Raw genomic sequence first — 25,934 nt, forward strand, 5'->3', positions numbered from 1 at the left:
GGATGACGATGCGCCACAACCACCACCCTTCGGGTTTAGCCTCTTTCGTCGATCCCCGCTTGCAGGGACTGGCCGTTCAGATGCCCGCTCAGCGTGACGGGGCCGACCTTCAGATTGCCGTTTTCAAGGGAAACCTTCGGTGCGTTTTCTTCCTTCTTCTGTGGCAATTCCAACCCGGCCGTCACACTGTAATCGAGGTTGTTCAGGTCAGTACTGACGACCTTCGAGTCCCCCAGATCAACCTTGCCTTGCGTTGCCAAAATCCGCGCGCCAGTCAGTTGCGTGCCGCCGCCCACTGCGAGGTTCACGCCCTGGCTGGCACTGATCGCAGACGCCTGCGCAACGCTGTCCTTGTGTGCATATTCGCCCTGCGCTTTCAGTGTCGGTTTGTAGTCGGTGCCGGCGAGTTTTTCCTTGTCGCTCGGTGGATTTTTCTTCGCGGTCAGCCCCAGATCGACATCGACCTTGGCGTGGTTGCTCGAATCCTGACGGCTTGCAACGGTCAGATCACCCGCGACCTTGCCGCTGACATCTTTAGCGTCGATCCGCGCCCCCGCCAGTTGTGCATCCGCGGCGCTGTTCAACACCACGCTGTCAGCCTTGATCTGGCTGTTCTGCTGGGTGCTGCCCTGCAGGTAATCCACGCCAACCTTGGCCCCGGCATTGAAACCGTGATCGCTGCTCGCTTTTTCATCCTCGGCGGTCGGTTTTTTGCTGCTCAAGTTACCGCCGGCATTCAGCGCGACATTCCAGTTATTGCGGTTCACGGTGGACTGCGCCGACTCCTGCACATAGCCGCCCTTCTGCGCATCAATGCTGACGTTCGGTGCGCCGACCTGAGTGCCTTGCAGGTGAATCGATTCCCCGCTCAACACGACGCCGGTCTGGCTGCTGAGCTGACCACCGGTAAGGGTTTTCGAATCCTCGTTGACCCGACCGATATTGAAGTTGCCACTCAGATTGCCGCCCTGATCGCGACTCTTCTCGCTGCTGGTTTTGCTGCCGCCGCCCTTCAAGCCGCCGCCGAGGTTGCTGCCGGTGGCGGTGTGGGTGTCGGTGGCCGCTTGCAGATCGAGCTTGCCGTCGGCGTGCAGATCGATGGTGCCAGCGCTGTCGATTTTCGTGCCTTGCAGAACCTGATTGCCGCCGCCGCTGAACTGCACCGGGCCGTTGCCGCTGATGCTCGCCACATGGGCCTGGGTGTCAGTGCTTTGCTTGCCGGTGTGATCGAGCTGGAACCCGGCGCCGAGATCGACGTTGGTGCCATCGGTGCCCGGCAAGGTGCCGACCGTCAGCGAGCCATTGCCGCGCAGGCTGCTGTCATTGCTGCTCTGCCGGTCATTGGCCTGATTCAGCGCCAGATCACCTCCAGTCTTGATGCTCACACCGCCCTGCCCGCCGTCGAAACGGCTGCCTTCGAACTGCGCATCGCCGCCGACCTTGATGTTCACCCCCTGGCTGCCGGCGTAAGCGCCGACCACGGCGCTGGAGCTGTCCTTGCTCGACGCACTGCTGCCACCCGCGCCGCTGCCGGCGACATTCACGTCTTCACCGGTCTTGGTGTAGACGCGCACGTCGACCTCGGCATCCACCGCGTTGGCACTGCTGTTGTGTGTGTTGCTCGCGGCGTCGGCAAGCAGTTGGTCAGCGCTGATGTTCACTTGGCCGGCGCTGGCGTTGTATTGGGTGCCTTGGTCGTGCAGCGTGCCGGTGGTTTTCACATCGACGGAGCCGCCGTCAAAACGGCTGACCACGGCGTTGCTGCTCTGCTCGGTGTTGCTGGCACTGCCGTGACCGACCGCAACGTCGACACCGACATTCGGCTGACCGAGACTGGCCAGCGAGTCCTTGTCCGGCACCTTGCCGTTGAGCACGTCCTTGACCGCGCCAGCGATCGGCCGAACGATGTCTTTGTACTCGACGTTAGCGCCGATATCCGCCGACCAGTTGCTCTCTTTATGCGTGCTGCTGTCAGTGTTGCTGGCCGCACGGTTGTCGACTTCGTTGGCGGCAATATTCAGACCGTTGCCAGCCTTGAGCTGCGCGCCCTCGGTGGCGAGTTTGTCGGCATTGATGGTCAGGCCGCCGTTGCTCTGCACGCTAGTGGTTTGCGCGGTGGTTTTGCCGATCGAATCCTGCGTCGTGCCGTGGGCGAAATCGACGCCACTGCCGGCGCGGTCGAGGCCGCCGGTGTAGTAGAAACCACCGCCGGTGCTGGAGGTGTCGGTGGTGGTTTTGTGGCTGTCCGCTTCGGCGAGCAACGAGACATTTTTGCCGCTCAACGTCGTGTCGCCGGCGGTGGATTTGACCTCCGCGCCTTTGAGCGTGACGTCACCGCCGGCCTTCACCTGCACACTGCCGCCGCTGAGGCTGGAGCCTTGCTGGGTGACATCGTTGCGGGTCACGGTTTGTTGCTTGTCTTCGTAGTGAATCCCGGCGCGATACTGCTCGGGCGTTTGCTCTTTGGCGTACGCATCGAAGCCACGGGTTTGCGTGGTGGAACTGCTGTCAGACGTGTTCTGCGCAGAATGCACATTGACGTCACCGGCTGCGTCGGCCGTCAGTGCTCCGTCAGCCTTGACCGTCGAGCCCGCCACCTCGATGTCCTTGGCACTCTTGAGCTTGAGGTTGCTGTCGGACACCAGTTCACTGCGCACGGTGCTGCTGTCCTGGCTGTTCTGCCGCGATTCGTCCTTGGTGATGCCGAAGAATTTGCTGTCCTTGTCGTGGTTGTTGCTGTGCGAGGTGTCCTGCACACCGTCGATCACCAGCGAACCCTTGTCGCTGATCACGCTGGCGTCGGTGCCGCCACGCACTTGGCTGCCGCTGATGCGCACGTCGTCAGCCTTGACGGTCAACTTGCCGCTGGCGTTGACCTTGCTGCCCTGATGCTGGGTCTTGCCCTTGTCGGCATCACCGGTCTTGCCGAAGAAACCACCGCCGACCAGGTCACCGGAATAGCGGTTGTCGCTGCTGCGATCGGTTCTTGTGGCGGTGGTGATTTCCACCTGCTTACCGGCCAGTTGCACGTCGCCGGCGCTGCTCAACTCGGCGCCTTCGGAGCGCAACAACGCGGCGGTTTGCAGGGCAATGTTGCCGGCCTTCAACTGGCTGGTGACACTGCGCTGCTCTTCGCTGCTGCTGTTCCAATCGGCTTTCCACAGGTGTTTGCGGTGGTTGCCTTGATCGGTTTGCGTGTGGCTTTCAGTGGCGGCGCTCAAGCGCAGATCGCCGCCGCTGTGCACGTCGAGATGCTTCGTCGCTTCGACCTTGGCGGCTTTCAGTTCGGTGTCTTTACCGGACAACAATCTGGTGTCGCGACTGGCGATAATCTGGCTACCGTGCTGACGCGACTCGCTGTCGGTCTGAGTACGGTCGTAGGTTTCCCAGGTGATGCCGATGGTGCTGTTGTTCCAGTTTTCGCGCTTTTCCTGAAGTTTGCGGCTTTCGACCGTGGACAGAGTCAGGTTGCGTTTCGCCTCGACGGTGACGTCGCGAGCGCTGACGTCAGTAGCGGCCAAGGTCAGATCCTTGCCGCTGTGCAAGCCGACATCGCCCTGACTGCTACGGATACCGGCACGGGTCACGTCAAGGCTGTTGGCCACGGCTTCACCGCTGATACTCAAGTCACCGGCGGAACGAATCTGCACGCCGTCACGCCCGGCGACTTGCACCGCGCCCACCCGCACGCCGGCACCTTCGGCGGTGCTGACAATATTGATGCGCCCGGCCTGCATCGCGCCGAACAGGCTGGCGTCGATGCGTTGATCAGCGGTGTTGCCCGCTGGATCCACGGTTTTCACCTGACCGCTGGCGTAGTCGACCTGATTGCGCCCGACCGTAAGATTCAACTGATCGCGCGCGGTGATCGCACCCTGGCTGTCGATACGCGGCGCGATCAGGTTGATCGAACCTTCGCCGTTACGCAGACCGCCGCTGTGAATCTGCAACTGACCGCTGGCGTCGCGGCTGTTCAGACTTTGCAGTTTGCCGTCATTCAATTCCGGGCGACCGACTACCAGATTGGCATTCGGCGTGTTGATGAAGCTGCCGCCATTGACCGAGATGCCGTTGGGGTTGGCCAGCACGTAATCGGCGGGACGACCGAAGATTTCCTGCGCACCGTTGATGGCCGAAGGATTGCGGCTGATCACTTCGTTGAGGATCACGCTCGCCGCCTGACCTTGCAGTTGCGGGTTGGCTGCCAATTGCCCGGCCAGTTGCGATTGCCCGGCCTGCAAGGCGTTGTTCAGGACCAAGCCCTGACGGTCGACGTTGTAGTCGAGGAACTGGTTGTGCGACAGGCCCGAACCGTTGGGCGCGACGATGTTGACGATGGGCACACCGCCCTGGGTCTGCAATTGCGCGGTGCCGCCGGGGCCAGGTGCGACCACGACGCCGCCGGCGAGCGCGCTCGGCAGGTGCACGGCGAAGAACAGGCTGGCAATCGCCCAGCGCAATTTGCCCCGAGGCGAAAGATGAAATGCAAAGGTGTGTGCTGGCATAAAAACGTCTCCATGTGAGTACGGCATCACGTCGCGCGTTTAGTCTTGGCCGTGGCTGACGCGCTCAGCTCCGACGGCTGTTTGTTCACTGCGTTGTTCAGATTTGCAGGCCGACTCGCATCAGCCAGGTTTGCGGCTCGTGCTGCAAACCGCTCGTGGTGTTGAGGGCGCGTTGGTAATCGACGTCCACTTGCAGGTTCTTCCAGCCCAGATTCAGGCCGACACTGGCGCCACTCAGGCGTTGACCCTGCGCACCGTGATCAGCCTTGATCCAGCCATGATCGAGGCCCACGCGCGGGGTGATCTGCAGCGGCCATTCACTGCGCAGCGGCAAGCGCAAGGTGTTGCGCCAGATCGCGCCGCTGGCGCCGGAAGCACTGCTGACGCGATAGCCGCGCACCGCCGAATCGTCGGTGCCGAGCAACTGTTCGATGGCCGGCAACGGGTCCGGGCTGTACTGCACATTGAGTTGGCTCTGCCACTGCCAGACCTGCGCGCCAAGCTGACCATTGCGCCACTGGCTGAGGCCGGCGCGGTACTTGCGAAACTGCGCCTTGGGCAGGTTGTTGATCTGATGCCGCGAGTCATCGTCGGCGCCAAACCAGCGCAGCCCTTGGGCGTAATTGACGTCGAGGTTCCACACCGCGCGGTCGAGCCAGAACAGATTGAGTCCGGCCTCGGCCACGGTCAGGGTCGGGCTCTGAATGCCGAGGCGTACGTCTTGCAAGTAGCTGTCGACATCCTTGTGCGCCAGTTGCAGGTTGGCGCTGAGCTGACGGCTCTGGTCGCGCCACAACACACGGTCGGCGCGCAGGCTGAGTTGATCGGTGATGCCGGTGCTGTGAAAGGTCACGCTCGGCAGTTTGAACGGCGCGCGGTATTCGGCGTGGCTGGCGAACACGCTGTAGGTCCAGTAGCCGTAAGGGATCGCGTAATACAGACTGGCGTTGCGGCTGTAGCGGTCACCCTGATTAAGGGTGTCGCTGACGCTGAGGCTCAACAAGTCGTTGAGTTGCAGCGGGCTGTCGAAGCTCAGACTGACCGTGTCGCGATCCCGTCCGGTGCTGGCGCTGCCGAGGTTGTCGAACCCCGCGTTCAAGGCCCAGCGCGAATGCGCGGCGGTGCGCGAACGCAGGATGATCCGCGAAGCACCGGGCTGGCTGCCAGGGGCGATGTCGGCGGTGAGATCAATCGAGCGCAGGCGATTCAATTGATCCAGGCCTTGCTCCAGATCGCGCAGGTTCAACGGCTCGCCGAGCATGTTCGGAAACGCCCCGCCGAGGGACACCGGCAAGCTCTGATCGGCCAGTTCGATGGACTCGATGTAGCCTTCGTCAATGCGGATATCCAGCGACTGCCCCGCTGCCGGCGCGCTGACCAAGTATGGGCGGCTGGCGATGTAACCCTTGTCGACGTAGATCGCGGTGATGGTCGCCAGCAGATGATTGATCTGGCCGACGCCCATGCACGGCGTCAGCAGAGGTTTGATCCGCGCGTTGAGTTTGTCGCTGTCGATCAGCGTGACGCCACCGATGCGCGCACCGCTCAGCGGCCAGCAACGCTCATCGGCGCTGACGGTTGGCGGTATGGCCGGGGTGACCGGCGCCGGGCCGAACGCGCCGCGCTGCAACTGCCGCTTTCTTTGCTCAAGTTGCAGTTGTTGCAAATCGCGTTGTTGCTGTTGCTGCTGGCGCAGCACTTCCTGGCCCGGCGCGACAGGTTCGGCAGCTTCAATCGAGGAGACACACACACTCAACACAAAGGCCGACAGCAGCGGGCAACGCGTGGAACAACGACGAAAAACAGCGCAAAACGGAAACGGCACGCAACTTCCTTGCGATCATCAAATGGCGTAATGCCATGTCATCAATGATCGTGATAGTCGGAGCCATCCCACACAAAAGCAAGACGCTTCCTACAGCGCTTACATTTCTTAAACAATTGCTTTGCCTGGCTTTATTGTCAGCAGCAACGCCACGGCGCTGCACGTTATCAGGGTTTCCCCGAGGGCTTGAAACCAGCCAGCGAGCATCAGCCCGGCGCCGATCAGCAGGTAATACATCAAGCCCAACAACGCCCCGGCGGTGCCCAACCGATCATCGTAATCGGTCAGGGCAGAACCAAGAATGTTCGGGATCGCCAGGCCAAACGCCAACACCACCAGCAGCATCGGCAGTACGAACGCGACACTGCCTTGCAGCGACCACACCCCTACTCCACCGAGCAAAGCGATGCCTGCCGCGAGACGAATCAGCTGCAATGCCTTGATCCCGGCCGTTATTAAACGTCGGTTGAGCCATGCGCCAAAACCTGAGCCCAGTGCGAGGATCACACCGCTGTAACCGAACACACTGGCGTCCACACCCAATCGCTGGAACATGAACGGAGCCAGGCTGTAATAGCTGAACAGCGCCACGTTGAAGGAAGCGATCCACAGTGCCGAGCGCCAGATACCCGGATCACCCAGCATGCGCCCGAGGGTTTCGAACAGACCGACATGCAGAGTTGGCTGTGGCCGGGTTTCCGCCAAGGTGTACCAACTCCACAACCACAACAGCGTTGCCAATAACAACAAGGCGCCAAGCACACCGCGATACCCGAAGGCCTGCACCAGGCTGGCGCCGCTGAACAAGCCGAGCGCCGGGCTGGCCGCCAGCGCGATGCCCACCAGGGAAAACACCTGCGCCAGTTCTACGCCGTTGTAACGATCACGCAGCACGGTTTGGGTGACCACCGAGCCTACCGCCGCACCGAACGCCGCCAACATCTGCGCCAATAACAAGCCGTTGAACGTGCTGACCCGCAGAGCGAAAAGTGTGGCAGCGGCGTAGATCGCCAAACCGGCGAGCATCGCCGGGCGTCGACCGATGCGATCACACAAACGTCCCCACACCACCACCCCGACGGCAAACGCGAGGAAATACACCGACAACGTCTGCGCGGCGGCTTGCGGGCCAACGTTAAACACCCGCCCGATATCACCAAGCGCCGGGCTGTACAGGGTTTGCGCGATTTGCGGGAACATCAGCAGCGCAATCGTCAGTAGCAAGAAATTTCTGTTGTGCATCCTTCATCACTCCTCTCATAAACCGCCGAGGAGTTTAAGAATCGCTGACTGGCGTATTATCCAGATCCTGCCAATTTATCGCTGAAATCGGACAACCCATGGCCTGGCTCGACGCCCACGCAACGTTTGATGCAGATCGCTATGACGCGCCAGTGATAGGTATCGCCTCGACCTTGGGCGATCACGATTCCGGCCTGCACCGCCATCAACGCGGGCAACTGCTGTACACGCGCCAGGGCTGCACGCGGATTACCCTGGCGCAGCAACTGTGCCTGCTGCCGCCATCGCGGGCAGCGTGGATTCCGCCGGGTGTCAGCCATCGCGCGGTGATGCAGCAAAGCGTCGATTACCGCTCGATCTACTTGATCGCCGAACTGTGCAGCGCACTGCCGCAGCAGGTTTGCGTGATTGAAGTCAGCCCGTTGTTGCGTGCGGTGCTGGAACCGATGGCGCTGGCGGATTTCGCCAGCGATTGGCAGCAAGGCAAACTCGCCCACCTGCTCGGCCTGTGCCTGAGCGAAATCGCTGAAGCGGCGCAGCAGCCGATGCTGTTGCCATTACCTCGGGACAAACGCCTGGCGCCACTGCTGAAAACGCCCGAACGGCTGCCGCCGGAGCTGCAAGTGCTGGAACAACAGATCGGCGCCAGCAGCCGCACCATCGGGCGAATCTTCCAGCGCGAAACCGGCATGAGTTATCAGCAATGGCGCCAGCAGTGGCGCTTGATGCGCGCGATGGAATTGCTCGCCACCGGGCGCAGCCTGAGTTACTGCGCGTTCGAATCGGGTTTCGCCAGCGACAGCGCCTTCATCGCCTTCTTTAAATCGATGACTGGCAGCACACCGGGCCACTGGCTCAAGTGAGCAACTCGCCATGCCCATTGCCCCCTGTGGGAGCGAGCCTGCTCGCTCCCACAGGGGTTATGCGTTGAAGCTTAAGCCTGCGGGATTTTGCGGAAGCCCACCGCCAGACGGTTCCAGCTGTTGATGGTGTTGATCGCCACGGTCAGGTCGACCATTTCTTTGGGCGTGAACTGCTCCGCAACCACGTCGTAATCTTCGTCCGGGGCGTGAGTCAGGCTCAGTTGCGTCAGCGATTCGGTCCACAGCAGCGCGGCGCGTTCGCGGTCGCTGAAGAACGGCGCTTCACGCCAGGCGGTCACCGCGAACAGGCGACGCGGGGTTTCACCGCCCTTGATCGCATCAGTGGTGTGCATGTCGATGCAGAAGGCGCAGCCGTTGATTTGCGAAGCACGAAGCTTGACCAGTTCGATCAGGGTCTTTTCCAGCGGCAGCTTCGAAACGGCAGTTTCCAGGGCCATCATTGCTTTCAGGGCGTCAGGGGAAGCGGTGTAGAAATCGGCACGAGGTTGCATGGTAGCTCCGGGTAACAAGTGAATGTGTGGCTACGTTAGCCCTCCCACCCGGTTCGACAAATAGCCAATATGGCCGAAGATCAGGAGGCCACTCGGTTCTCCCGCTGACCGCTCGTCAGCCATTCGGCACCAAGGGTTCGGCGCATCAGACCAATGTCAGGTACAGACCCTTTGTGGAGACGGATCATGATCACGCGCAAACTCACTTCGTTATTCCTCGCCGGGTTGCTGGCCACGGCATCGACCGCGAGCTTCGCCGTCAACGACGGCGCTGACGCTACCGGCACAAAATCCGGCGGACCGACCAGCACAACCACGCCGCCCGACAACACGCCAGGGGCGCCTTCCGGTGGCAGCGGTTCTTCGGGCATGGGTTCCGGGACTGGCACCAATGGCGGGGCCAGCGGTTCGGGCTCGGGGGCTGGTGGCGGCACCGGTTCGGCGGGTGGCGGGACTGGCGGTGCGGGCGGTGGCACTGGCGGCTGAACGAACAAGAGCCACCCGTGGTGAAAACCCTCGGTTGTATGGGTATTCACATAACCTTGGCTTGATGAAAATCACTGTGGGAGCTGGCTTGCCAGCGATAGCGTCAGCACAGTCAACATCTTCCTTGACTGACCGACCTTTATCGCTGGCAAGCCAGCTCCCACAGGTTCCTGCGACAATCACACAATCCCCTCTCACCCATAGGGTTTGTGCCAGGCTCTGGGTTAGCGGTCTGAGCGCATCAATTCGGCAGGTTCACTGTCCAGCGACAACACCGCCGCGCAATTGCGCCCGGCATTTTTTGCCTGATACAACGCCGCATCAGCGCGCTGGATAAACACTTCCAGGCTGTCATTGCCGCTCGGGATAAACGAATAGCAGCCCAGACTCACCGTCAGATACCCGGTCGGCGAGCCGCTGTGGATGATGTGCTTGTCGATCACGCTGCGGCGAATCTGCCCGGCGATCGCCAGCGCACCGTTGATATCGGTGTCCGGCAACAGCACAGCAAACTCCTCGCCACCGTAACGCACCGCCAGATCCGACTTGCGCTGGCAGCAAGCCTGCAGCGCCTGAGCGACCTGGGTCAGACAATGATCCCCGGCCACGTGGCCATAGGCATCGTTGTAGCGCTTGAAGAAATCGATATCGAGCATGATCAGACTGACGGGGCTCACCTGCCGCGCGCCACGGGCGAATTCGATCTCCAGGGATCGCTCGAACAGACGTCGATTGGCCAGCCCGGTCAGGCTGTCGTGGGTCGCGATCTGCTCCAGTGCGCGCTGGGCCTTGCGCAGGTTTTTCTCGATCCGTTCGCCGGCACGCACCTGATGAATGAACACCCAGCCAAACAGGCCGACGCCGAGAATCACCAGCGCGACTATCAAACTCGACTGGAACGCGCGCTCGTACCAGCCCTTGAGAATCGTGTCGCGCGACGTCGCCGCCGAGACTACCAAAGGATACGCCGACAGGCGCCGATAGCCGTACAACCGCACAGTGCCATCGACCACCGAATCGATCATCGCCGTGCCGGCCGCCGCCTCCGGCAACAACGTTTGATAGATCTGGCCCTGCGCCAGCGACGTCCCGATCAGGCTTTCATCAAACGGTCGGCGGGCAAGCAAGGTGCCGTCGCTCAAGCCGAGAAACATGATGCCTTGATCGTCGAGGCTGAAGCTTTCGAAGAAGCGGTCGAAGTACGCCATCTTGATCCCTGCCATCAGCACACCCTGGAAATTACCGGCGTGATCATTGACGCGTTTGGAAATCGGGATGACCCACTCGCCGTTCTCGCGGCTGCGAATCGCCGGGCCGATGTGCGCCAGCGTCGAGGCGTTCTGCTGGTGGAACTTGAAATACTCGCGATCCGCCACGCCGTTGCCATGGGGCAGATCGGGGAACGAAGTAATCACCCACTGGCCCTGGGTGTCGAAGAGAAAAATGCCGTGCAACTGTTCCAGTTGCTGCACGCGCCGGGCGAAGGTTTTCTGCAGACGCGGCTTCTGCGCTGCGCCGTAACCGTCATTCTGAATCCAGTCGACCAGGCTGGTCATCACCAGATCGGCAGCCAGGAAGGTGTCTTCAGCTTGCTGGGCCATCGCCCGGGTCAGGTTGCTCGACGCCACTTTCGCCACGGCCAGATCCTGGCGCCGCGATTGCTCCAGTTGCAGGTACAGCAAACCGGACAGGCACAACGCCACCGCAACGATAAACAGCACCGCCGCTTTGCGCAGCGGCAGGCGTTTAAGGGTGCCTCCGGGGGCTTGGTACGGATCGTGAATGGGGATAGGCAAAAGCAAGTCCTGGGCAGGTACGACAAGGGCGCCAGCGGGGAACCCTTATGTTTGTGAGCGTAGCCCACCGGAATCTACGGGGCAAACGCCCCGCTCCCGCCCAGGTATATCGGCGCCCAGCGCATTTGGATGATCGCTGTTCGCAGATTTATTTTCGATAGCCTCTTTAGGGTTAGTCAGTTGTGAAGGGCCAGGCGCCGCATCGCACTGTGCAGATGCGCCCGCGCACTCTGTGGATCGCCCTCGCGCATCTGCTCACAAGCGCACTGCGCAATGGCGTGGGGCACCGGTTTCAGCTCGCGTTGCGTGGCCATCGCCAGCAGTTGCACCTGGGCGGCGCGCTCCAGGTAATAGAGGTCGTCCCAGGCTTCGGCGATGGTCGGGGCGGCAACGATCACACCGTGGTTTTCAATTCACGCAGGGTTTCGATCACCTCGGGAAACGGCGGCATTTTCGGGATCGCGGTCAGGTGTGTACGGATTTGCCGGAACTGGCGCCGACGGAATTGGCGTTGGTCAGCCGTGAGGGTGTGTTGAGCGGGCTGCAGCGTGGCTTGGTGGAGTTTTTGCGTGGGAAGTTGGGGATGGATGCGGGGGGATTCGCCTGAAATCCACCCGCCTCTGCTATCAGGGTTTGTTGATTTCCCGCAGCAGATCCGCGACGGGAATGTTCATGGTGTTTGAGTAGTAGGGTTTGTAGCCGTAGGCGGTGACGACGACTTTGCAGGGGATTTGTTGTTTGTTGGCAAGGAGGTGGTTCAGTTCTGCCACTGACAGATCTCTCTCCGTACTTCGGTCGCTGGAGGTTTCAGTGATAAATGTACTGGTCGAAAAGGAGAATTCGGAGTTGCCGTTTTCGCGTATATCAGAATCTACAAGCCCCACTGCAGAAAACTGAATAGCTTTGCCAACCGAAAAATCGTGGTCATCCGCAAACGCGCACCTCAATGTCCCCGAAGCCATCCCTTGCCTTTCGCCCCGCCCAAACAGGTTCAAAACATCCACATCGGATTGATATTTGATGACATATAAAAGGGAACTCGACCTATCTACGGACACATAACTCAAATTTGCCGGAGGCTGTGAATGGTCCTTTGCACATCCCGAACAGACAGCCAGAACCATACAAAGGAACAATCTATACATCACGAAAACTCCTTCATGATTGAATCAAACAACAAGTCACTTGCAGATTTACCATCAGCGATTGGGGCGTTTAGCAATCCCAGTGCGTTAGCGTGATTGGTGTCGACATTTACGTTAATTGACGGTCCGCAGGAGATCATCCATTTTTCCCCGAAGTCCGCGACCCCGTCTGATGGGTCTCTCTTGGAAGGTGTTGCCTTGATATTGATCCAATCAACCGAAACTGGCGTGGGACGTTCGCGATAAATGTCTGAGCCCAGCCAAACCAAAGCCCCTTCACCCACAGGATCCAGGGTGATCAGCATCTGAACCCTGTAACCCCAATCCGACATTATTTTGGACAGGTGCGCACCATTCCAGCCGCCGAGGCTATGGCCCACGATATAGACGGGACAGCTTTTATACGGAATAAGGCTTAGCACGTGCCGTTGAATGTCCTGCTTTCCTCTGACTTCGTTGTAACCCAACCATTCCGATTTATATTTTCCTTGTCCCTTTAATGTCTCAGTGCGCCTATCAAATGCACGTCGTGCATCCTGGATGTTTTCATAAGGCCCCGAAAAATAATAACTCTCCTTATCTCCCGCACCTCCGATAAAAACCACAATCGCCTTGGTACTCTCCACTGGCACAGGCTTGTCACTGACATCTTTCTTGTCTGTCAGCGCATGTTCCTTGTGCAGCCTGTAATTGTTGCCCTTCGCGCACGTTACCGTTTCAGCAGTCATGCCTTACTCCTCCAAAAACAACTTGATGGTTTCCGGCAGATGCGAGCTGACTTGGTGGGTGAATCCGTTCGCGTCAGACACTCCATGTTCCAGACGCCCGTCAGCGCGCTGAATAACGTAAGGATGATCAGGCATGGGCTCACCGGTCACGTCATTGACCAGTTTCAACCTGTCCGTGAAATGCACCGGCATCGGCAGCAAACCACTGAAGGGCGCCGCAGTCACCGTGTCACCGATGATCACCGTGCCTGAACCGCCGATGACGACATTGCCGTGACCACCGGTGCTGTCCAACGTGGCGGCGTTCAAGCCATTGATGAACACCGTCGAAGCCACAGCGCCGCTAATCGGGCTGCCGCAGGCAGATTTGTCTGTCATTCGCGCAGCCGCCAGACCGTCGAAATTCACATTCGGCGAGCCACTGGCTATGGGATTGGTGCCATGTCCCGGCAGTGGGCAGGCGGTTGGATCGGTGACGCGGGCGGCGGGTTTTCCGCTCATGAACAGCTCCTTGCAATGTTGCGGGTCATCCTTTTGGGGCGCGCAAGCATGCGGGAATTTTCCAGGCGCTTCAAACCTTCAGGCGAAAAAAGGCGCCCGATCAGGCGCCTTTTCAATGCATGGAAACCGCTCACTTCAACGCGACGGCGGCACGCGAATATCCCCCGCCCGGCACTGGGTCTTCACGCCTTTGCCACAGGCGCCGAACTGCAAATCCTTGCCCATGCACACGCGCACTTCCGACAGTTCCGGGCCGCTGCAAATGACCGCAATGCCATCGGCCGGGATTCCCGGGTTGGCCTTGCGGAACAGGTCAGCGATTTCCTGGGCTTCGAAGTAATACGAAGAGCTGAGCGGTTGCAGCTCCTGCGGAATTTTCACCGCGCCAACGGCTTTGTCCGCTTCATCCAGATAACCCATCGCGCCGAGGCCGCTGCAGGTGCCGTGCTTGGCCCATTCGTGGTCGAGCAGTTTTTTGGTCGGGAACAGTGTCAGGCCTTTGCTGGTTTGCGCCGCATTCAGCGTGGTTAGCGGCGGGCAGGATTGCGGCCAGCCACCCTTGGCGTATTGCGGCCACAAGCCGTGCAGCACAAAGCCGTAGCCCTTGCCCGTGCACTGCGAGTCATCTTTATGGGTCAGGCAAAAGGTCGGCGACCAGGACAGCGTCAGCAGGTAGTAATCGAATACCCCTGCCACCGATTCCGCCTGGATCTTGCTCGACTGCGATTGGCGTGCCGAACTCAAACCGATGCTACCGGCCGTCAGCGCAATCACTGCCAAAATTGTAAACAGCTTTTTCATCCACCCGCTCCTTGGGACGCCTGCGTCCGTGGTTTTCGATCATGACCCGACTTGGCCAGCGCTGATTTCGACACGCTTGTGTTGCAGGCGCATGACGCAAGGCAACGTCGTACGCCGTTGAAAGGTCTACGATTAACAGGCAGACATCAAACCAAGGGATCCGAAATGAGTAAAGCAGACGAACTCGCCGCCAAACTCAAGCAAACCCGGCACACCCACGCGGATGCCGCGCTGGAGATCGATTGCTGGCCGGCGCAGGTGTACGACTTGTACCACCGCATCGAGGCGTGGCTGCAGCCGGTCACCGAAGTCGGCCTGAAGATTCGGCGCAATCCGACCCACGTTTGCGAAACCTCACCCGATGGTGAGCCCCACGATTACGCCATCGACCAACTGGTGATCGAGGCCAATCATCAAAGTCTGACATTTGATCCCATTGCCCGGTTTACCGAGGATGGCGCAGGCCGGGTGCAGATTATCCCGTCAGCCACGGACACCTATCTGCTGCGCACCGTAGATGAGCACGGTGAGAGCCATTGGTGGGTGCAGTCGATTGAAACAGGCCAGCAGCTGGATGCCATCGCGCTGACCGAAAATAATCTGTTGCTGGCGGTGCAGGAAGGGTTGGGACTTTAGACTCTCTCCATCACTGACAAAGCCTCTTGCCCTGAGCAAAGAACAAGGACAAATGGCCAGATTTCTAAAGAAATCTGGCCATTTGTCGTTACAGAACCACCAATCAAACCCGATGGAAATCCCGATCGCATGGATGCTTCAACCGCACCAACGTCTACGCAGTTCTTCAAGCGCAATTTGAAACGTATTCTTGATTACTGGAGCCAGATCACCGTTACTCTAGGCTTCCTTGGTGCAGGTTTGGCAATCTATGCGCTGTATGCGTATACGCGCGCGATCGGTCGTACGGATCTTTTCCTGGCCGGTATCGATGCCAAGTCGGTGCTTGCCATCTGGCTACTTCTGATTGTAGCCATCATGTTGGGTTATCTGGTCGTCCTTTCCAGCAGCGCCTGCTTCTACGGCCTCACCGTGTCGATGTTCGAAAAAGTACCCAAAAAACACAATCGGATTGCCAGTTGGTTGCTGGTGCCCTTTTATCTGGGCTTTTGTGCATTCACTGTTCTGCTTTTCATGTTCTCAAACAGATTCAGTGCAGAGAGTTCGATGGCGATCGTTTTTCTGGTTACTGAAATCGCCTATTTCGCACTTTTCCTTCGCAAACCCTTTCGAAAGATTTTCAACAAAAACACCAAGGGAATGAATGCCTGGAAGAAAAACGGCTTTCGAATCTTTATCGGCCTGATCATCGTCTTCGCCGTGTTTTTTGCGTCGCTGCCGGCATTACTGATTATTTCAACCTACGTCGGCGAAGACACCCCTCACGCACTCGTGGTAGTCGGCTCGTTCTGCTTGGGCACACTCGTTTTCAGTCTCATCCCGGTTTTCATTTTTTACATCAGCAAAGGTCATGTCTACACGCGGATGACCAATGGATTCGCAGCCGCGTTGGTGCTGTTCTGCGGGTTTCTACTGCTATGGCCAAGTGCGATGCCAAGCATCACCTATGCAGCCGCTGGAAAACTGGCCATCCGTCAACCGCCGGCGCGTTTCATACTCGACGAAAACATCAGTCTGAGCGATGTCGATAACCGGCAGTGGCAAACCCGACTCAATGAAAAACAAAAGGTCGAAGTCACGGCGTTTCCATTGTTCGCCTTTGGCGACATCTTGCTGCTGTGCAGCAGAGACCTGCAGCGATTGAACCTGTATGACCTGCCTCGCTACACCCGCTTGTGCATCGCCACACGTAATAGCAAGGTCACTCAGAAACCGTTGCGTCCAGGGCTTGCGCCGATACTCAGCTGGCAGCAGCGTGCTGAACACGTCGTTGGCTGGGATCACTTGCGCTCAGCCATTCTCAAGCCGATTCACCTATCGCCACAGGTCTTCCAACTCCAACGCCGTATTGAGCAATTGGCTGAACCTGTCAAAACTGTAATCCCCTACTCAGCCAACTGAAAGCTGGCGCTGGTTAACCTCCCCGTCATGAGTCAAACGGGGATTTCCAGCGCATGCCTTCCAACCCTTCACGACGCACCTTCGTCAAAGGCCTAGCCGCCGGCAGTCTGCTTGGCGGCCTCGGTTTGTGGCGCACGCCGGTCTGGGCGCTGAATGCCCCCGGTCAATTGCATGAACTGAGCGGCAGCGAGTTCGAGTTGTTCATCGGCGAAACCCCGGTCAACTTCACCGGCAGCCCACGCACGGCGATGACCATCAACGGCAGCCTGCCCGGCCCGTTGCTGCGCTGGCGCGAAGGCGACACCGTGACGCTGCGGGTGCGTAACCGGCTCAGCGCCAGCACCTCGATTCACTGGCACGGCATTCTGCTGCCGGCGAACATGGACGGCGTACCGGGCCTGAGCTTTCACGGCATCGAACCGGGTGGCGTGTACGTTTATCAATTCAAGGTGCGACAGAACGGCACCTACTGGTATCACAGCCATTCCGGTTTGCAGGAACAGGCCGGCGTCTACGGGCCGCTGGTGATCGACGCCAGGGAGCCTGAGCCGTTCCACTACGACCGCGAGTTCGTGGTGATGCTCAGTGACTGGACCGACGAAGACCCGGCCAGCCTGCTGAAGACCCTGAAAAAACAATCCGACTACTACAATTTCCACAAACGCACCGTCGGCGATTTCTTCGATGACGTCAGCGAGAAAGGCTGGGGCGCCACCGTCGCCGATCGCAAGATGTGGGCAGACATGAAGATGAACCCCACCGACATCGCCGACGTCAGTGGCGCCACCTACACCTTCCTGATGAACGGCCACGCGCCGGATAACAACTGGACCGGGCTGTTCCGCCCCGGCGAAAAGCTGCGGCTGCGCCTGATCAACGGCTCAGCCATGACGTATTTCGACGTGCGCATTCCCGGGCTGAAAATGACTGTGGTGGCGGCTGATGGTCTGCACGTCAAACCGGTCAGCGTCGATGAATTGCGTATCGCGGTGGCCGAGACCTACGACGTGATCGTCGAGCCGGACGCCGAGGCTTACACGTTGTTTGCCCAGGCCATGGATCGAACCGGTTTTGCCCGTGGCACCCTCGCCACTCGCGCCGGGCTCTCGGCACCCGTACCGGATCAGGATCCTCGCCCGCTGGTGACCATGGACGACATGGGCATGGGCGGCATGGATCACGGCTCAATGGACATGAGCGCCATTGACCACTCGGCAATGGGCCCGATGCAGTCCCATCCCGACAGCGAAAAAGACAATCCGCTGGTGGACATGCAAGCCATGAGCACTGCGGCAAAACTCGACGACCCCGGCCTCGGCCTGCGCAACAACGGCCGTCGCGTGCTGACCTATGCCGACCTGCGCAGCAGCTTCCAAGACCCGGATGGCCGCGATCCGAGCCGTACGATTGAACTGCACCTGACCGGGCATATGGAGAAATTCGCCTGGTCGTTCAACGGCATCAAATTCGCCGACGCCGAGCCCTTGCGCCTGAAGTATGGCGAGCGCATTCGCCTGGTGCTGGTCAACGACACGATGATGACCCACCCGATTCACTTGCACGGCATGTGGAGCGATCTGGAAGACGAAAACGGTGAGTTCCAGGTGCGTAAACACACCATCGACATGCCGCCCGGCACGCGCCGCAGTTATCGCGTGACCGCCGATGCGCTCGGCCGCTGGGCCTATCACTGCCACCTGCTGTACCACATGGAAACGGGCATGTTCCGCGAAGTGCGGGTGGAAGAATGAAGGGGCCGCTGATGACTCGACTCACTGCATTTTCCTTGCTGCTGATCGGCAGTTCGGCGATGGCCGCCAGCGACATGCCGGGCATGGATCACAGCCAGATGTCCGGCATGGATCACTCGGCACTGCAAAGCATGGACGACAGCATGATGCAGCCCGCCGCGCCGACCGAAAGCCGCACGCCGATCCCGCCCCTGACCGACGCCGACCGCGCCGCCGTGTTCACCAGCCCCGGCGGCCATCAGGTCCACGACAGCGCGATCAACAGCTACTTTCTTGCCGACAAACTCGAATGGCAGGACACCGATGACGGCAGCGCGCTGGCCTGGGATCTGTCCGGCTGGATCGGTGGAGATATCGATCGTCTGTGGCTGCGCTCCGAAGGCGAACGCAGCAACGGCAAGACTGAAGACGCCGAGATTCAGGCGCTCTGGGGCCATGCAATATCACCGTGGTGGGACGTGGTCAGCGGCGTGCGGCAGGACTTCAAACCCGGCGCGCCGCAGACCTGGGCCGCGTTCGGTGTGCAGGGCATGGCGCTGTACAACTTCGAAGCCGAGGCCACTGCGTTTATCGGTGAAGGCGGCCAGAGCGCGCTGCGGTTCGAGGGTGACTACGACATCCTGCTGACCAATCGCCTGATCCTGCAACCCACCGCCGAAGTCAACGTCTACGGCAAGAACGATGCGCAACGGGGCATCGGTTCCGGGCTTGCCAACACCGAGGCGGGCCTGCGCCTGCGTTACGAAATCCGCCGCGAATTTGCCCCCTACATCGGCGTGACGTGGAACCGTACCTACGGCAACACCGCCGATTACGCCCGCGAAGAAGGAGAGGATCGCAGCGAAGCGCGCCTCGTCCTCGGCGTGCGGATGTGGTTCTGAATCCCATTGGAAAACAACCCAGAGGTCTTGCATGCGCACCTTGAACATCACCCTTGCACTCGCCAGCGGCTTGCTCCTGAGCAGCCTCGCCCAGGCCCACCCGAAACTGCTCTCGTCGACCCCCGCCGAAGGTGCCGACGGCGCCGCGCCCGGCAAGATAGAACTGCACTTTTCCGAGAACCTGTTGACGCAGTTCTCCGGCGCCAAACTGGTCATGACCGAGATGCCCGGCATGGCCCACTCACCGATGCCGATGAAAGCCAGAGTCAGTGCCGGCAGCGACCCGAAAAGCATGCTGATCACCCCGCTCGCGCCGCTGCCCGCCGGCACCTACCAAGTGCAATGGCGCGCGGTGTCTAGCGATACGCACCCGATCACCGGCAATGTCACGTTCAAAGTGAAGTGAGCGATGGCTGAACTGATCAACATCCTCCTGCGATTTGCGTTGTATGTGGATTTGCTGCTGTTGTTCGGGCTGGCGTTGTTTGCGCTGTACAGCGCTGAGACACTGCTGCGGTTTCGGCCGATGTTGCGCGGGATGGCGTTGATCGGGACGCTGTTGTCAGGCGCCGGACTGGTGTTGATGACCCGCGCCATGAGCGGCGAAGCGACGTTCGCGGCGCTGTGGCCGCATCTGCAGATGATGTTGCTGGAAACCGACGTCGGGCTGGCGTGGGCGCTGCGGATGAGCGCGCTGATCGTGGTGTTGATCAGGCCCGGCGCAGGGCTTGCATCGATGGCCGGCGCCGTCGCCCTCGCCTCTCTCGCGTGGAGCGGGCATGGGGCGATGGACGAGGGCGCGCTGCGGTTCTGGCATTTTCTCAGCGACATTCTGCACCTGCTCGCGGCGGGCGCATGGCTGGGTGCGATGCTGGCGCTGGTGTTGATGGCGCGGGGAATGATCGATGAATCGCGTATTCGTTCGCTGGTTGTTTCGGTCAAGCGCTTCGAATGGATTGGCGCGGTGATCGTACTGACACTGTCGATTACCGGTGCAGTGAATTACCTGTTCATCGTCGGGCCGAGGCTGGATGACGTGTTGCTCGGCACTTACGGGATGCTGCTGGCGATCAAGGTCGTGTTGTTTGCCGGGATGTTGGTGTTGGCGGCATTGAACCGCTTTCACCTTGGCCCGTCCCTGCAACAATCGTTGCGCGATGGGCAGCATGCCATCGCGGCCAATGCGCTCAGACGCAGCGTGGTGGTTGAACTGGCAATGGCCTTGCTGATCGTTGCATTGGTGGCGTGGCTCGGCACGTTGAGTCCGGACCCGGGATGACACCCGACAAAGCCTTTCACTACACTGGGCCACCGTCCTTCCCGGAAGCCCGATCACAATGACAACACTAAAAAGCACAATGATCCTCTGCGGCCTGCTGAGCGTCGCCGCCGGCGCCCACGCCGAGCCAAGCGCTTCGCACCTCGACAGCATCCAGCAACAAGGCCAGTTGCGCGTGTGCACCACCGGCGACTACAAGCCGTACACCTTCAAACGCACCGACGGCGAATTCGAAGGCATCGACATCGCCATGGCCCGCTCACTGGCCGACAGCCTCGGGGTCAAAGTCGAATGGGTGCAAACCACCTGGAAAACCCTGATGCCGGACATGCAGGCCGGCAAGTGCGACATCGGCATGGGCGGCATCTCGGTCACCCTCGAACGGCAGAAAAAAGCCTACTTCAGCAACACCCTCGACACTGACGGCAAAATCCCGCTGGTGCGTTGCGCCGATGTCAGCAAGTACCAGACGGTGGAACAGATCAACCAGCCCAACGTGCGCCTGGTCGAACCCGCCGGCGGCACCAACGAAGCCTTCGTCCACGCCTTCCTGCCCAAGGCGCAACTGGCCCTGCACGACAACGTGACGATCTTTCAGCAACTGCTCGACAACAAGGCCGACGTGATGATCACCGACGCCTCGGAGGCGCTGTATCAGCAGAAACTCAAACCGGGCTTGTGCGCGGTGAATCCGCATCAGTACATGCAATATGGCGAGAAGGCGTATCTGCTGCCGCGCGATGACATCAGCTGGAAACTGTACGTCGATCAGTGGCTGCACTTGAGCAAAGTTACCGGCAAATATCAGCAAACCCTGAGCGAGTGGATCGCCGTACCTGCCGCGCAGTAATCCTTAATCGTCATGCAACATGCCGGAGCTGTACTGATTGAGACTGCTGCCGATACTGTTGCCGCCGAACTTCAACGTATTGGCGTTGCGCCCCTCCGGCGACTGACAGTCGCCGGAGAAACAACTGGTAGTGGTCAAGCCACCTGCGCCTGAACACGCACTCAACACCGATATCGCTGCGGCAACCAACAGCACTTTGACGACATTCAGGCGCATGGCACGATTCCCTCGGGATAAAAAGCGATGATCTTGTGCCAACATCCTAGGCCTGCGCCACACACGGCAAGATGAAACTTTGCTCATCGACAGGGGGACTACCAACACTGAATGGCTCAACAAACGTACGGCGCTGAGCCAAGTTATCGAGCGGATCAGCGCGAGCTGAAAGCGATCATCGCTTCAGCCACGCACTTGTCGGGATCTGCGCGATGGATTTGAAGGCAGGCCTGGCGAACCAGTAGCCCTGCATCAGATAAATGCCGCAATCGGCGAGAAAGTCTCTTTCCTCAGCATCTTCTATGCCCTCGGCGATCACCTCCACGCCCAACTCTCTGCACATGTTCACCACGTTACGCACGATGGTCTGGCGCACCCGGTCGCGGTGAATATTGCGGATCAGCGCCATATCCAGCTTGATCAAGTCCGGTTGAAAATCCGCCAACAAGTTAAGGCCGGAATAGCCTGCGCCAAAGTCGTCGATCGCTGTCTTGAAACCAAACTCACGATACTCACGCAAGATGCTCATCAAATGCTTGTTGCTTTCAACGTGCTCGCCTTCCACGGCTTCGAAGATCAGCCGCTCCAGCGGAAAGCCGTAAGTGCGCGCCGCTTCCAGCGTGCTGCGAATGCACACTTCCGGGCGGTAAACGGCATTCGGCAGAAAATTGATCGACAGGTACTGCGTCATGCCTAACTCAGCCGCCGTGGAAATCGCCCGCACACGACACAGTTGATCGAATCGATAACGGTTTTGATCGTCCACCTGCTCCAGGACAGACAAGGCGCCTTCACCGTTCACGCCACGAACCAAGGCTTCATGGGCAAACGTCGTTTGATCACGCAGATCCACAATGGGCTGAAAAGCGAAGGCGAAATCCATGTCCGGCACGCCTTTGTTCTTACAGCCCTGGCAGCCTCCGGGAGACGCGAATGATTTTGGAAAGTCGGTCATGAACCACCTGATGACGGCGTGCAACCTTCCATGGCGATAAATAAAACAGCTGCTGGCCTTGGTTATCTGCAAACGAGGCGATAACTGTAGCCCTGCGGCGCCTGAACAGTTGAAGGCACCGCGTGCGCCAAGTTGAAAAGATCAGGTGCGGAAATGCGCGGTCATTCGCTGCAGGTCCTGCCCCAGTGACGCCAACTCAATGGTCGCCGCCGCACTTTCTTCGCTGGCGACAGCCGACTGATCAGCCACATCACGCACACTGACAATACTGCGGTTGATTTCGTCGGCCACGGCACTTTGCTGCTCGGCGGCGGCCGAGATCTGCAGGCTCATTTCCTGGATCGTACCGATGGACTGGTTGATCTCGGTAATCGCCAATTCGGCCTTCTGCGCCAACTCCACCGTATCGAGGGTGCGCTCGCGGCTGGAAGCCATCAGCGTCGCGGCCGCTTGCGTGCCTTGTTGCAGGGTGACGATCAGCGCTTCGATTTCCTTGGTCGAGTCCTGCGTGCGCTGCGCCAGCGAGCGCACTTCGTCTGCCACCACGGCAAAACCACGGCCCTGCTCCCCCGCCCGCGCCGCTTCGATCGCGGCGTTCAACGCGAGCAGATTGGTCTGCTCGGCGACGGCTTTGATCACATCGATGACTTTGCCGATCTGCTCGCTGTCCTGAGTCAGCACGTTCATCGCACCGCCCAACTCTTCAATGGCCATAGCAAGTTCGCTGATCTGCATCGTCGCCTGCTTCACCACCGTACTGCCGTGGCGCGCCTGCTGATCGGCCAGGGTCGCGGCAGCGGAGGCATCGGTGGTGTTACGCGCCACTTCCTGCACGGTCGAGGCCATTTCGTGCATCGCCGTGGCGACTTGATCCACTTCGCTTTTTTGCTGACGCACACCCGCGCTGGTCTGCTCGCTCATGGCCGAAAGCTTTTCCGCAGAGGTGGAGATATGCGTCACGCCATTGCCGATACCTTGCACCAGCGTGTTCAGGTTCTGCGCCATGTCCTGCATCGCATTCTGCAGATCGCCCAACTCATCTTTGCGGTTTGACTTGGCCTGTACCGTCAGGTCGCCTTTGGCTATACGTCGAGCCAGATCAACCGTCAGCGCCAGCGGCGCCGTGATCTGGCGCGAGATGACCACCGAAGCAAACAGCCCGATCACCAGCGCCAACACAGTCAATCCGGCCATCTGGATAAAGGCAGAATGCTGATCCTCACGCGCAAGGCGCTGCTGGGTGTCCATCAGGCCAGTCATGATCTTGTCCATCGCCTTGCTTTCCTGGTCGACCTGCTCGCGCATGGTCTGCTTCTGCTCAAACAGCCCGGCCACTTCCACCAATACTTCGCGATAACGACGCATGCCGGCGTGCGCTTCCTCCAGTTGGCTCGACAGGGCCGTCGGCAGGCTGGTGCGCGCCTTGGTGATATCACTCAAGAAGCTATCGATGGTCTCCATCATCATTTTTTTGTTCACGTCGTTGGGCACCGCGATGTAACGACGCAACATCAGGCGAAACGTGGTCATGCCATTGCGCAAATCGGCCACCGTGCGCAGCTCCCGAACGCGTTCGCCATCGGCAGACGCCAGTGCACTGGTCGTGGTGCCTTCAAGCATGCCGGCAAAAGTTTGCGCGTACTTGTCCGACAGCGCCGTCAGCGGTTTCAGGGCATCCGTGGTCGACTGATCGGCAGCGATCAACCGTTTGACCTTCTGATCGTAGGCAACAATCGTGGCTTGCAAAGCCTTCAGGGCTTGCTGGTTCTCAGCACGGGTCAACGTGTCCAGCGCCTTGCTCACAAGACCCTGCAAGACATTCAGCTGAGCGTTATAGGACTCGGCGAACGCTGCGTCAGCGGCGGCTTCGTACTGTTTCTCGGACAGCCGCATATCTTGCGTCGCGTCATTCAACGTGCCGATCAGACGCGTCGTACTCAAACGATCAACCAGCACGCTGTTGCTGTTATAGCCAATGAAGGCAACCGCCAAAACGGCCAGCAGAAGAATGCCGAAGCCGGTTCCTAGCTTGCGGGAAACCTTGATGTCACCCAGGAAATTCGATGCAACTGCCATATTCAGCCTCAAACGCCCAGACGCGAAACGCCGGGCACAAAAAAATAGATCTCCGGCAACCGCAGTCACCGTCCAGACATTCGGGGGTCGTCATCCAAGGCGTAATACGGGACGCTCCAGCTGTCCCTGAAATGCAAATGCCGATGCTGTTGAAGCGTCGAAAACAAACCCGACGCGAGCACCGGCAGACAAACCCGTCACGTCGCAAACAGAGCGTCTGCACGCTGGATTTATCGTTTCAGCAAAGGTGTCTGGAGGGATGCTATTAATTTTGCGAAAACTTGTACAACTTTATATTTTTGTATAATCGTTGAACTTTTTGAGCAGCGTGATGACGCATTGCCATCACGGTTTGTGGCACATCGCTACTGGCGTAAAACGGGGCTGAAAATGTGGATTCAGGCGCTAGCCCCTCTGCGGCGAGCAGTGGCTGCACGCCACAGAGGAGAAGGGGTTTACGGCTTGATTTCGACCATCCACTCCGAGCCGCCACCTTGCCATCGATATTCCAAAGATTGTTTCGGGGCGTCGGTCGCTCAGGCTTGATACGCTCGCCCCCATTAAGACAGGAAGTCGAACATGGAAAAACCAGCCTCCTCTGACACCGCCCCCACCACACGAAGCTGGGCATCAGCGACTGAAAAACAGCGCTCCGATGTCTATTGGTCGTTATCCGACGCGTTTGTCGACAATGAGGTTGACTACGAATCCATCGCGCGCCAGACCGAGGATTACGATCCGAAAGAGATCAAGCGAATCCTCTATGAAGAAGTGGCACCGGTGTGTCATACGAATCTCGAGACCGTGATCCCGATGATTTGGTCTGCGTTCAACCTGGAGCAATTGAAGGCTGACATCGCAGAAACATTGAAAGCCCGAAAACGAAGCCGCTTCAGACGTCAGCTAGACAAACCGCTGATTCGCTGGCTTGAGTTTCGATACAAATACATATGGAAAGAGATATCCAGGCATTACCGAAAATGAGCGCTGCCGTGCTCGATAGCCCCGGTTACCAACGAGCAGTGAAATGTGATCCCTCTCGATCACAGCGCGCGACCAGTCCCACCGTGGCGACGGTCAAGCCGCTCGCCACAGCGGGATAGGATTTAAGCTTTAACCTCAACGTTATCCAACGCCTGATTCACCGCCAACTCACCCAACATCACCACCTGCGCGATGCCCAGTGCAGTTTTGCGGTGTGAGGGCTCTAATGCTGCGGCGAAGTTGTTGAGCATTTCCGAGGCAGAACTCAGCGTTTCACTGGCATTGGCCAGCAGGGACTCCGAGTCGTACTTCGGATTGGCGAGGTACATGCGCTCGGGTTCGTTGACGCTGGACATGATGTGATTGGCGGGAAGGAGGTAGTGATCGAGGGCGCGTTCGGCGGCTTCGTGGAGTTTTTTGGAGTTGAGGGATTCGTAGGGGGATGCGGGGTCGGTTTCTGGTGGATTCGGTGTTGGTTTGAACATGGTGTAACTCCTGACG

The 25,934-nt window shown here is 59.3% G+C and carries 23 protein-coding genes and 2 pseudogenes; 10 read left to right on the forward strand and 15 right to left on the reverse strand.

What is annotated here, in order from left to right:
• Positions 1–35 precede the first annotated feature (35 nt).
• From QZR14_RS12905 to QZR14_RS12915, 3 genes are all read right to left on the reverse strand, one after another.
• Positions 36–4,505 carry a hemagglutinin repeat-containing protein gene (locus tag QZR14_RS12905; RefSeq protein ID WP_311996769.1) on the reverse strand — a complete coding sequence of 1,490 codons (4,470 nt, stop codon included), beginning with the start codon at positions 4,503–4,505 and terminating at the stop codon, positions 36–38.
• A gap of 97 nt (positions 4,506–4,602) precedes the next feature.
• Entirely contained in the window at positions 4,603–6,330 is a 1,728-nt protein-coding gene (locus QZR14_RS12910; protein WP_311996770.1) for a ShlB/FhaC/HecB family hemolysin secretion/activation protein, read from the reverse strand.
• A 108-nt stretch (positions 6,331–6,438) separates the two neighbouring features.
• Entirely contained in the window at positions 6,439–7,572 is a 1,134-nt protein-coding gene (locus QZR14_RS12915) for an MFS transporter (protein ID WP_311996771.1), read from the reverse strand.
• 98 nt (positions 7,573–7,670) lie between these two features.
• Between QZR14_RS12915 and QZR14_RS12920 the strand changes: the two genes are divergently transcribed.
• Positions 7,671–8,435 (forward strand): AraC family transcriptional regulator, encoded by a 765-nt coding sequence (locus QZR14_RS12920; RefSeq protein WP_250606914.1) that lies wholly within the window; start codon positions 7,671–7,673, stop codon positions 8,433–8,435.
• A gap of 71 nt (positions 8,436–8,506) precedes the next feature.
• On the opposite strand, the gene QZR14_RS12925 is transcribed toward QZR14_RS12920, so the two are convergent.
• Entirely contained in the window at positions 8,507–8,947 is a 441-nt protein-coding gene (locus tag QZR14_RS12925) for a carboxymuconolactone decarboxylase family protein (protein ID WP_250606916.1), read from the reverse strand.
• A gap of 186 nt (positions 8,948–9,133) precedes the next feature.
• On the opposite strand from QZR14_RS12925, the gene QZR14_RS12930 reads away from it, so the two are divergent.
• Entirely contained in the window at positions 9,134–9,433 is a 300-nt protein-coding gene (locus QZR14_RS12930) for a hypothetical protein (protein ID WP_311996772.1), read from the forward strand.
• A 224-nt stretch (positions 9,434–9,657) separates the two neighbouring features.
• On the opposite strand, the gene QZR14_RS12935 is transcribed toward QZR14_RS12930, so the two are convergent.
• The 6 genes and pseudogenes from QZR14_RS12935 to QZR14_RS12960 form a co-directional block, all read right to left on the reverse strand.
• Positions 9,658–11,229, reverse strand: a complete 1,572-nt coding sequence (locus QZR14_RS12935) for a sensor domain-containing diguanylate cyclase (protein WP_311996773.1) — start codon at positions 11,227–11,229, stop codon at positions 9,658–9,660.
• 176 nt (positions 11,230–11,405) lie between these two features.
• Positions 11,406–11,642, reverse strand: a pseudogene (locus QZR14_RS12940) (class II aldolase/adducin family protein); the annotation flags it as partial.
• 213 nt (positions 11,643–11,855) lie between these two features.
• Positions 11,856–12,374, reverse strand: a complete 519-nt coding sequence (locus QZR14_RS12945) for a hypothetical protein (protein ID WP_250606920.1) — start codon at positions 12,372–12,374, stop codon at positions 11,856–11,858.
• Entirely contained in the window at positions 12,374–13,102 is a 729-nt protein-coding gene (locus QZR14_RS12950) for an alpha/beta hydrolase (protein WP_250606921.1), read from the reverse strand. The genes QZR14_RS12945 and QZR14_RS12950 overlap by 1 nt, the downstream gene beginning before the upstream one ends.
• Before the next feature lie 3 nt (positions 13,103–13,105).
• The gene (locus QZR14_RS12955) at positions 13,106–13,603 is read right to left on the reverse strand and encodes a PAAR domain-containing protein (RefSeq protein WP_311996774.1); all 498 of its coding nucleotides are present in this window, start codon (positions 13,601–13,603) and stop codon (positions 13,106–13,108) included.
• Between the two features lie 135 nt (positions 13,604–13,738).
• Complete coding sequence (locus tag QZR14_RS12960; RefSeq protein ID WP_311996775.1) at positions 13,739–14,404, reverse strand: ribonuclease T2; 666 nt, start codon at positions 14,402–14,404, stop codon at positions 13,739–13,741.
• Between the two features lie 165 nt (positions 14,405–14,569).
• Between QZR14_RS12960 and QZR14_RS12965 the strand changes: the two genes are divergently transcribed.
• The 7 genes from QZR14_RS12965 (at position 14,570) to QZR14_RS12995 (ending at position 21,202) form a co-directional block, all read left to right on the forward strand.
• Positions 14,570–15,040 carry a hypothetical protein gene (locus QZR14_RS12965; protein WP_250606924.1) on the forward strand — a complete coding sequence of 157 codons (471 nt, stop codon included), beginning with the start codon at positions 14,570–14,572 and terminating at the stop codon, positions 15,038–15,040.
• 129 nt (positions 15,041–15,169) lie between these two features.
• On the forward strand, positions 15,170–16,441 hold the full coding sequence (locus QZR14_RS12970; RefSeq protein WP_311996776.1) for a hypothetical protein: 1,272 nt from the start codon (positions 15,170–15,172) through the stop codon (positions 16,439–16,441).
• Between the two features lie 53 nt (positions 16,442–16,494).
• Positions 16,495–18,192, forward strand: coding sequence for a copper resistance system multicopper oxidase (locus tag QZR14_RS12975; RefSeq protein WP_311996777.1), 1,698 nt, complete (start codon positions 16,495–16,497; stop codon positions 18,190–18,192).
• A gap of 11 nt (positions 18,193–18,203) precedes the next feature.
• A complete protein-coding gene (locus QZR14_RS12980) occupies positions 18,204–19,073 on the forward strand; it encodes a copper resistance protein B (RefSeq protein ID WP_311996778.1) in 870 nt (289 codons plus the stop codon).
• A 31-nt stretch (positions 19,074–19,104) separates the two neighbouring features.
• Positions 19,105–19,479, forward strand: coding sequence for a copper homeostasis periplasmic binding protein CopC (gene copC, locus QZR14_RS12985; RefSeq protein WP_250606929.1), 375 nt, complete (start codon positions 19,105–19,107; stop codon positions 19,477–19,479).
• A 3-nt stretch (positions 19,480–19,482) separates the two neighbouring features.
• A complete protein-coding gene (copD, locus tag QZR14_RS12990; RefSeq protein WP_311996779.1) occupies positions 19,483–20,352 on the forward strand; it encodes a copper homeostasis membrane protein CopD in 870 nt (289 codons plus the stop codon).
• 58 nt (positions 20,353–20,410) lie between these two features.
• On the forward strand, positions 20,411–21,202 hold the full coding sequence (locus QZR14_RS12995) for a transporter substrate-binding domain-containing protein (protein WP_311996780.1): 792 nt from the start codon (positions 20,411–20,413) through the stop codon (positions 21,200–21,202).
• A 3-nt stretch (positions 21,203–21,205) separates the two neighbouring features.
• Here QZR14_RS12995 and QZR14_RS13000 read toward each other — a convergent pair whose 3' ends face one another.
• The 4 genes and pseudogenes from QZR14_RS13000 to QZR14_RS28080 form a co-directional block, all read right to left on the reverse strand.
• Positions 21,206–21,418, reverse strand: coding sequence for a hypothetical protein (locus QZR14_RS13000; protein ID WP_250606932.1), 213 nt, complete (start codon positions 21,416–21,418; stop codon positions 21,206–21,208).
• Between the two features lie 175 nt (positions 21,419–21,593).
• Positions 21,594–22,373 carry a S6 modification regulatory phosphodiesterase RimA gene (gene rimA / locus QZR14_RS13005; protein WP_250607018.1) on the reverse strand — a complete coding sequence of 260 codons (780 nt, stop codon included), beginning with the start codon at positions 22,371–22,373 and terminating at the stop codon, positions 21,594–21,596.
• A gap of 141 nt (positions 22,374–22,514) precedes the next feature.
• Positions 22,515–23,387, reverse strand: a complete 873-nt coding sequence (locus QZR14_RS28075; RefSeq protein WP_442967404.1) for a methyl-accepting chemotaxis protein — start codon at positions 23,385–23,387, stop codon at positions 22,515–22,517.
• A pseudogene (locus QZR14_RS28080) lies at positions 23,373–24,449 on the reverse strand (methyl-accepting chemotaxis protein); the annotation flags it as partial. The gene QZR14_RS28075 and the pseudogene QZR14_RS28080, both read right to left, overlap by 15 nt.
• A gap of 579 nt (positions 24,450–25,028) precedes the next feature.
• Here QZR14_RS28080 and QZR14_RS13015 point away from each other — a divergent pair.
• Positions 25,029–25,433 (forward strand): DUF7079 family protein, encoded by a 405-nt coding sequence (locus QZR14_RS13015; RefSeq protein ID WP_311996782.1) that lies wholly within the window; start codon positions 25,029–25,031, stop codon positions 25,431–25,433.
• 122 nt (positions 25,434–25,555) lie between these two features.
• On the opposite strand, the gene QZR14_RS13020 is transcribed toward QZR14_RS13015, so the two are convergent.
• Positions 25,556–25,918 (reverse strand): DUF6124 family protein, encoded by a 363-nt coding sequence (locus QZR14_RS13020; protein ID WP_311996783.1) that lies wholly within the window; start codon positions 25,916–25,918, stop codon positions 25,556–25,558.
• Between the last annotated feature and the right edge of the window lie 16 nt (positions 25,919–25,934).

The organism is Pseudomonas sp. rhizo66, from assembly GCF_031931925.1.
Lineage (GTDB): Bacteria > Pseudomonadota > Gammaproteobacteria > Pseudomonadales > Pseudomonadaceae > Aquipseudomonas.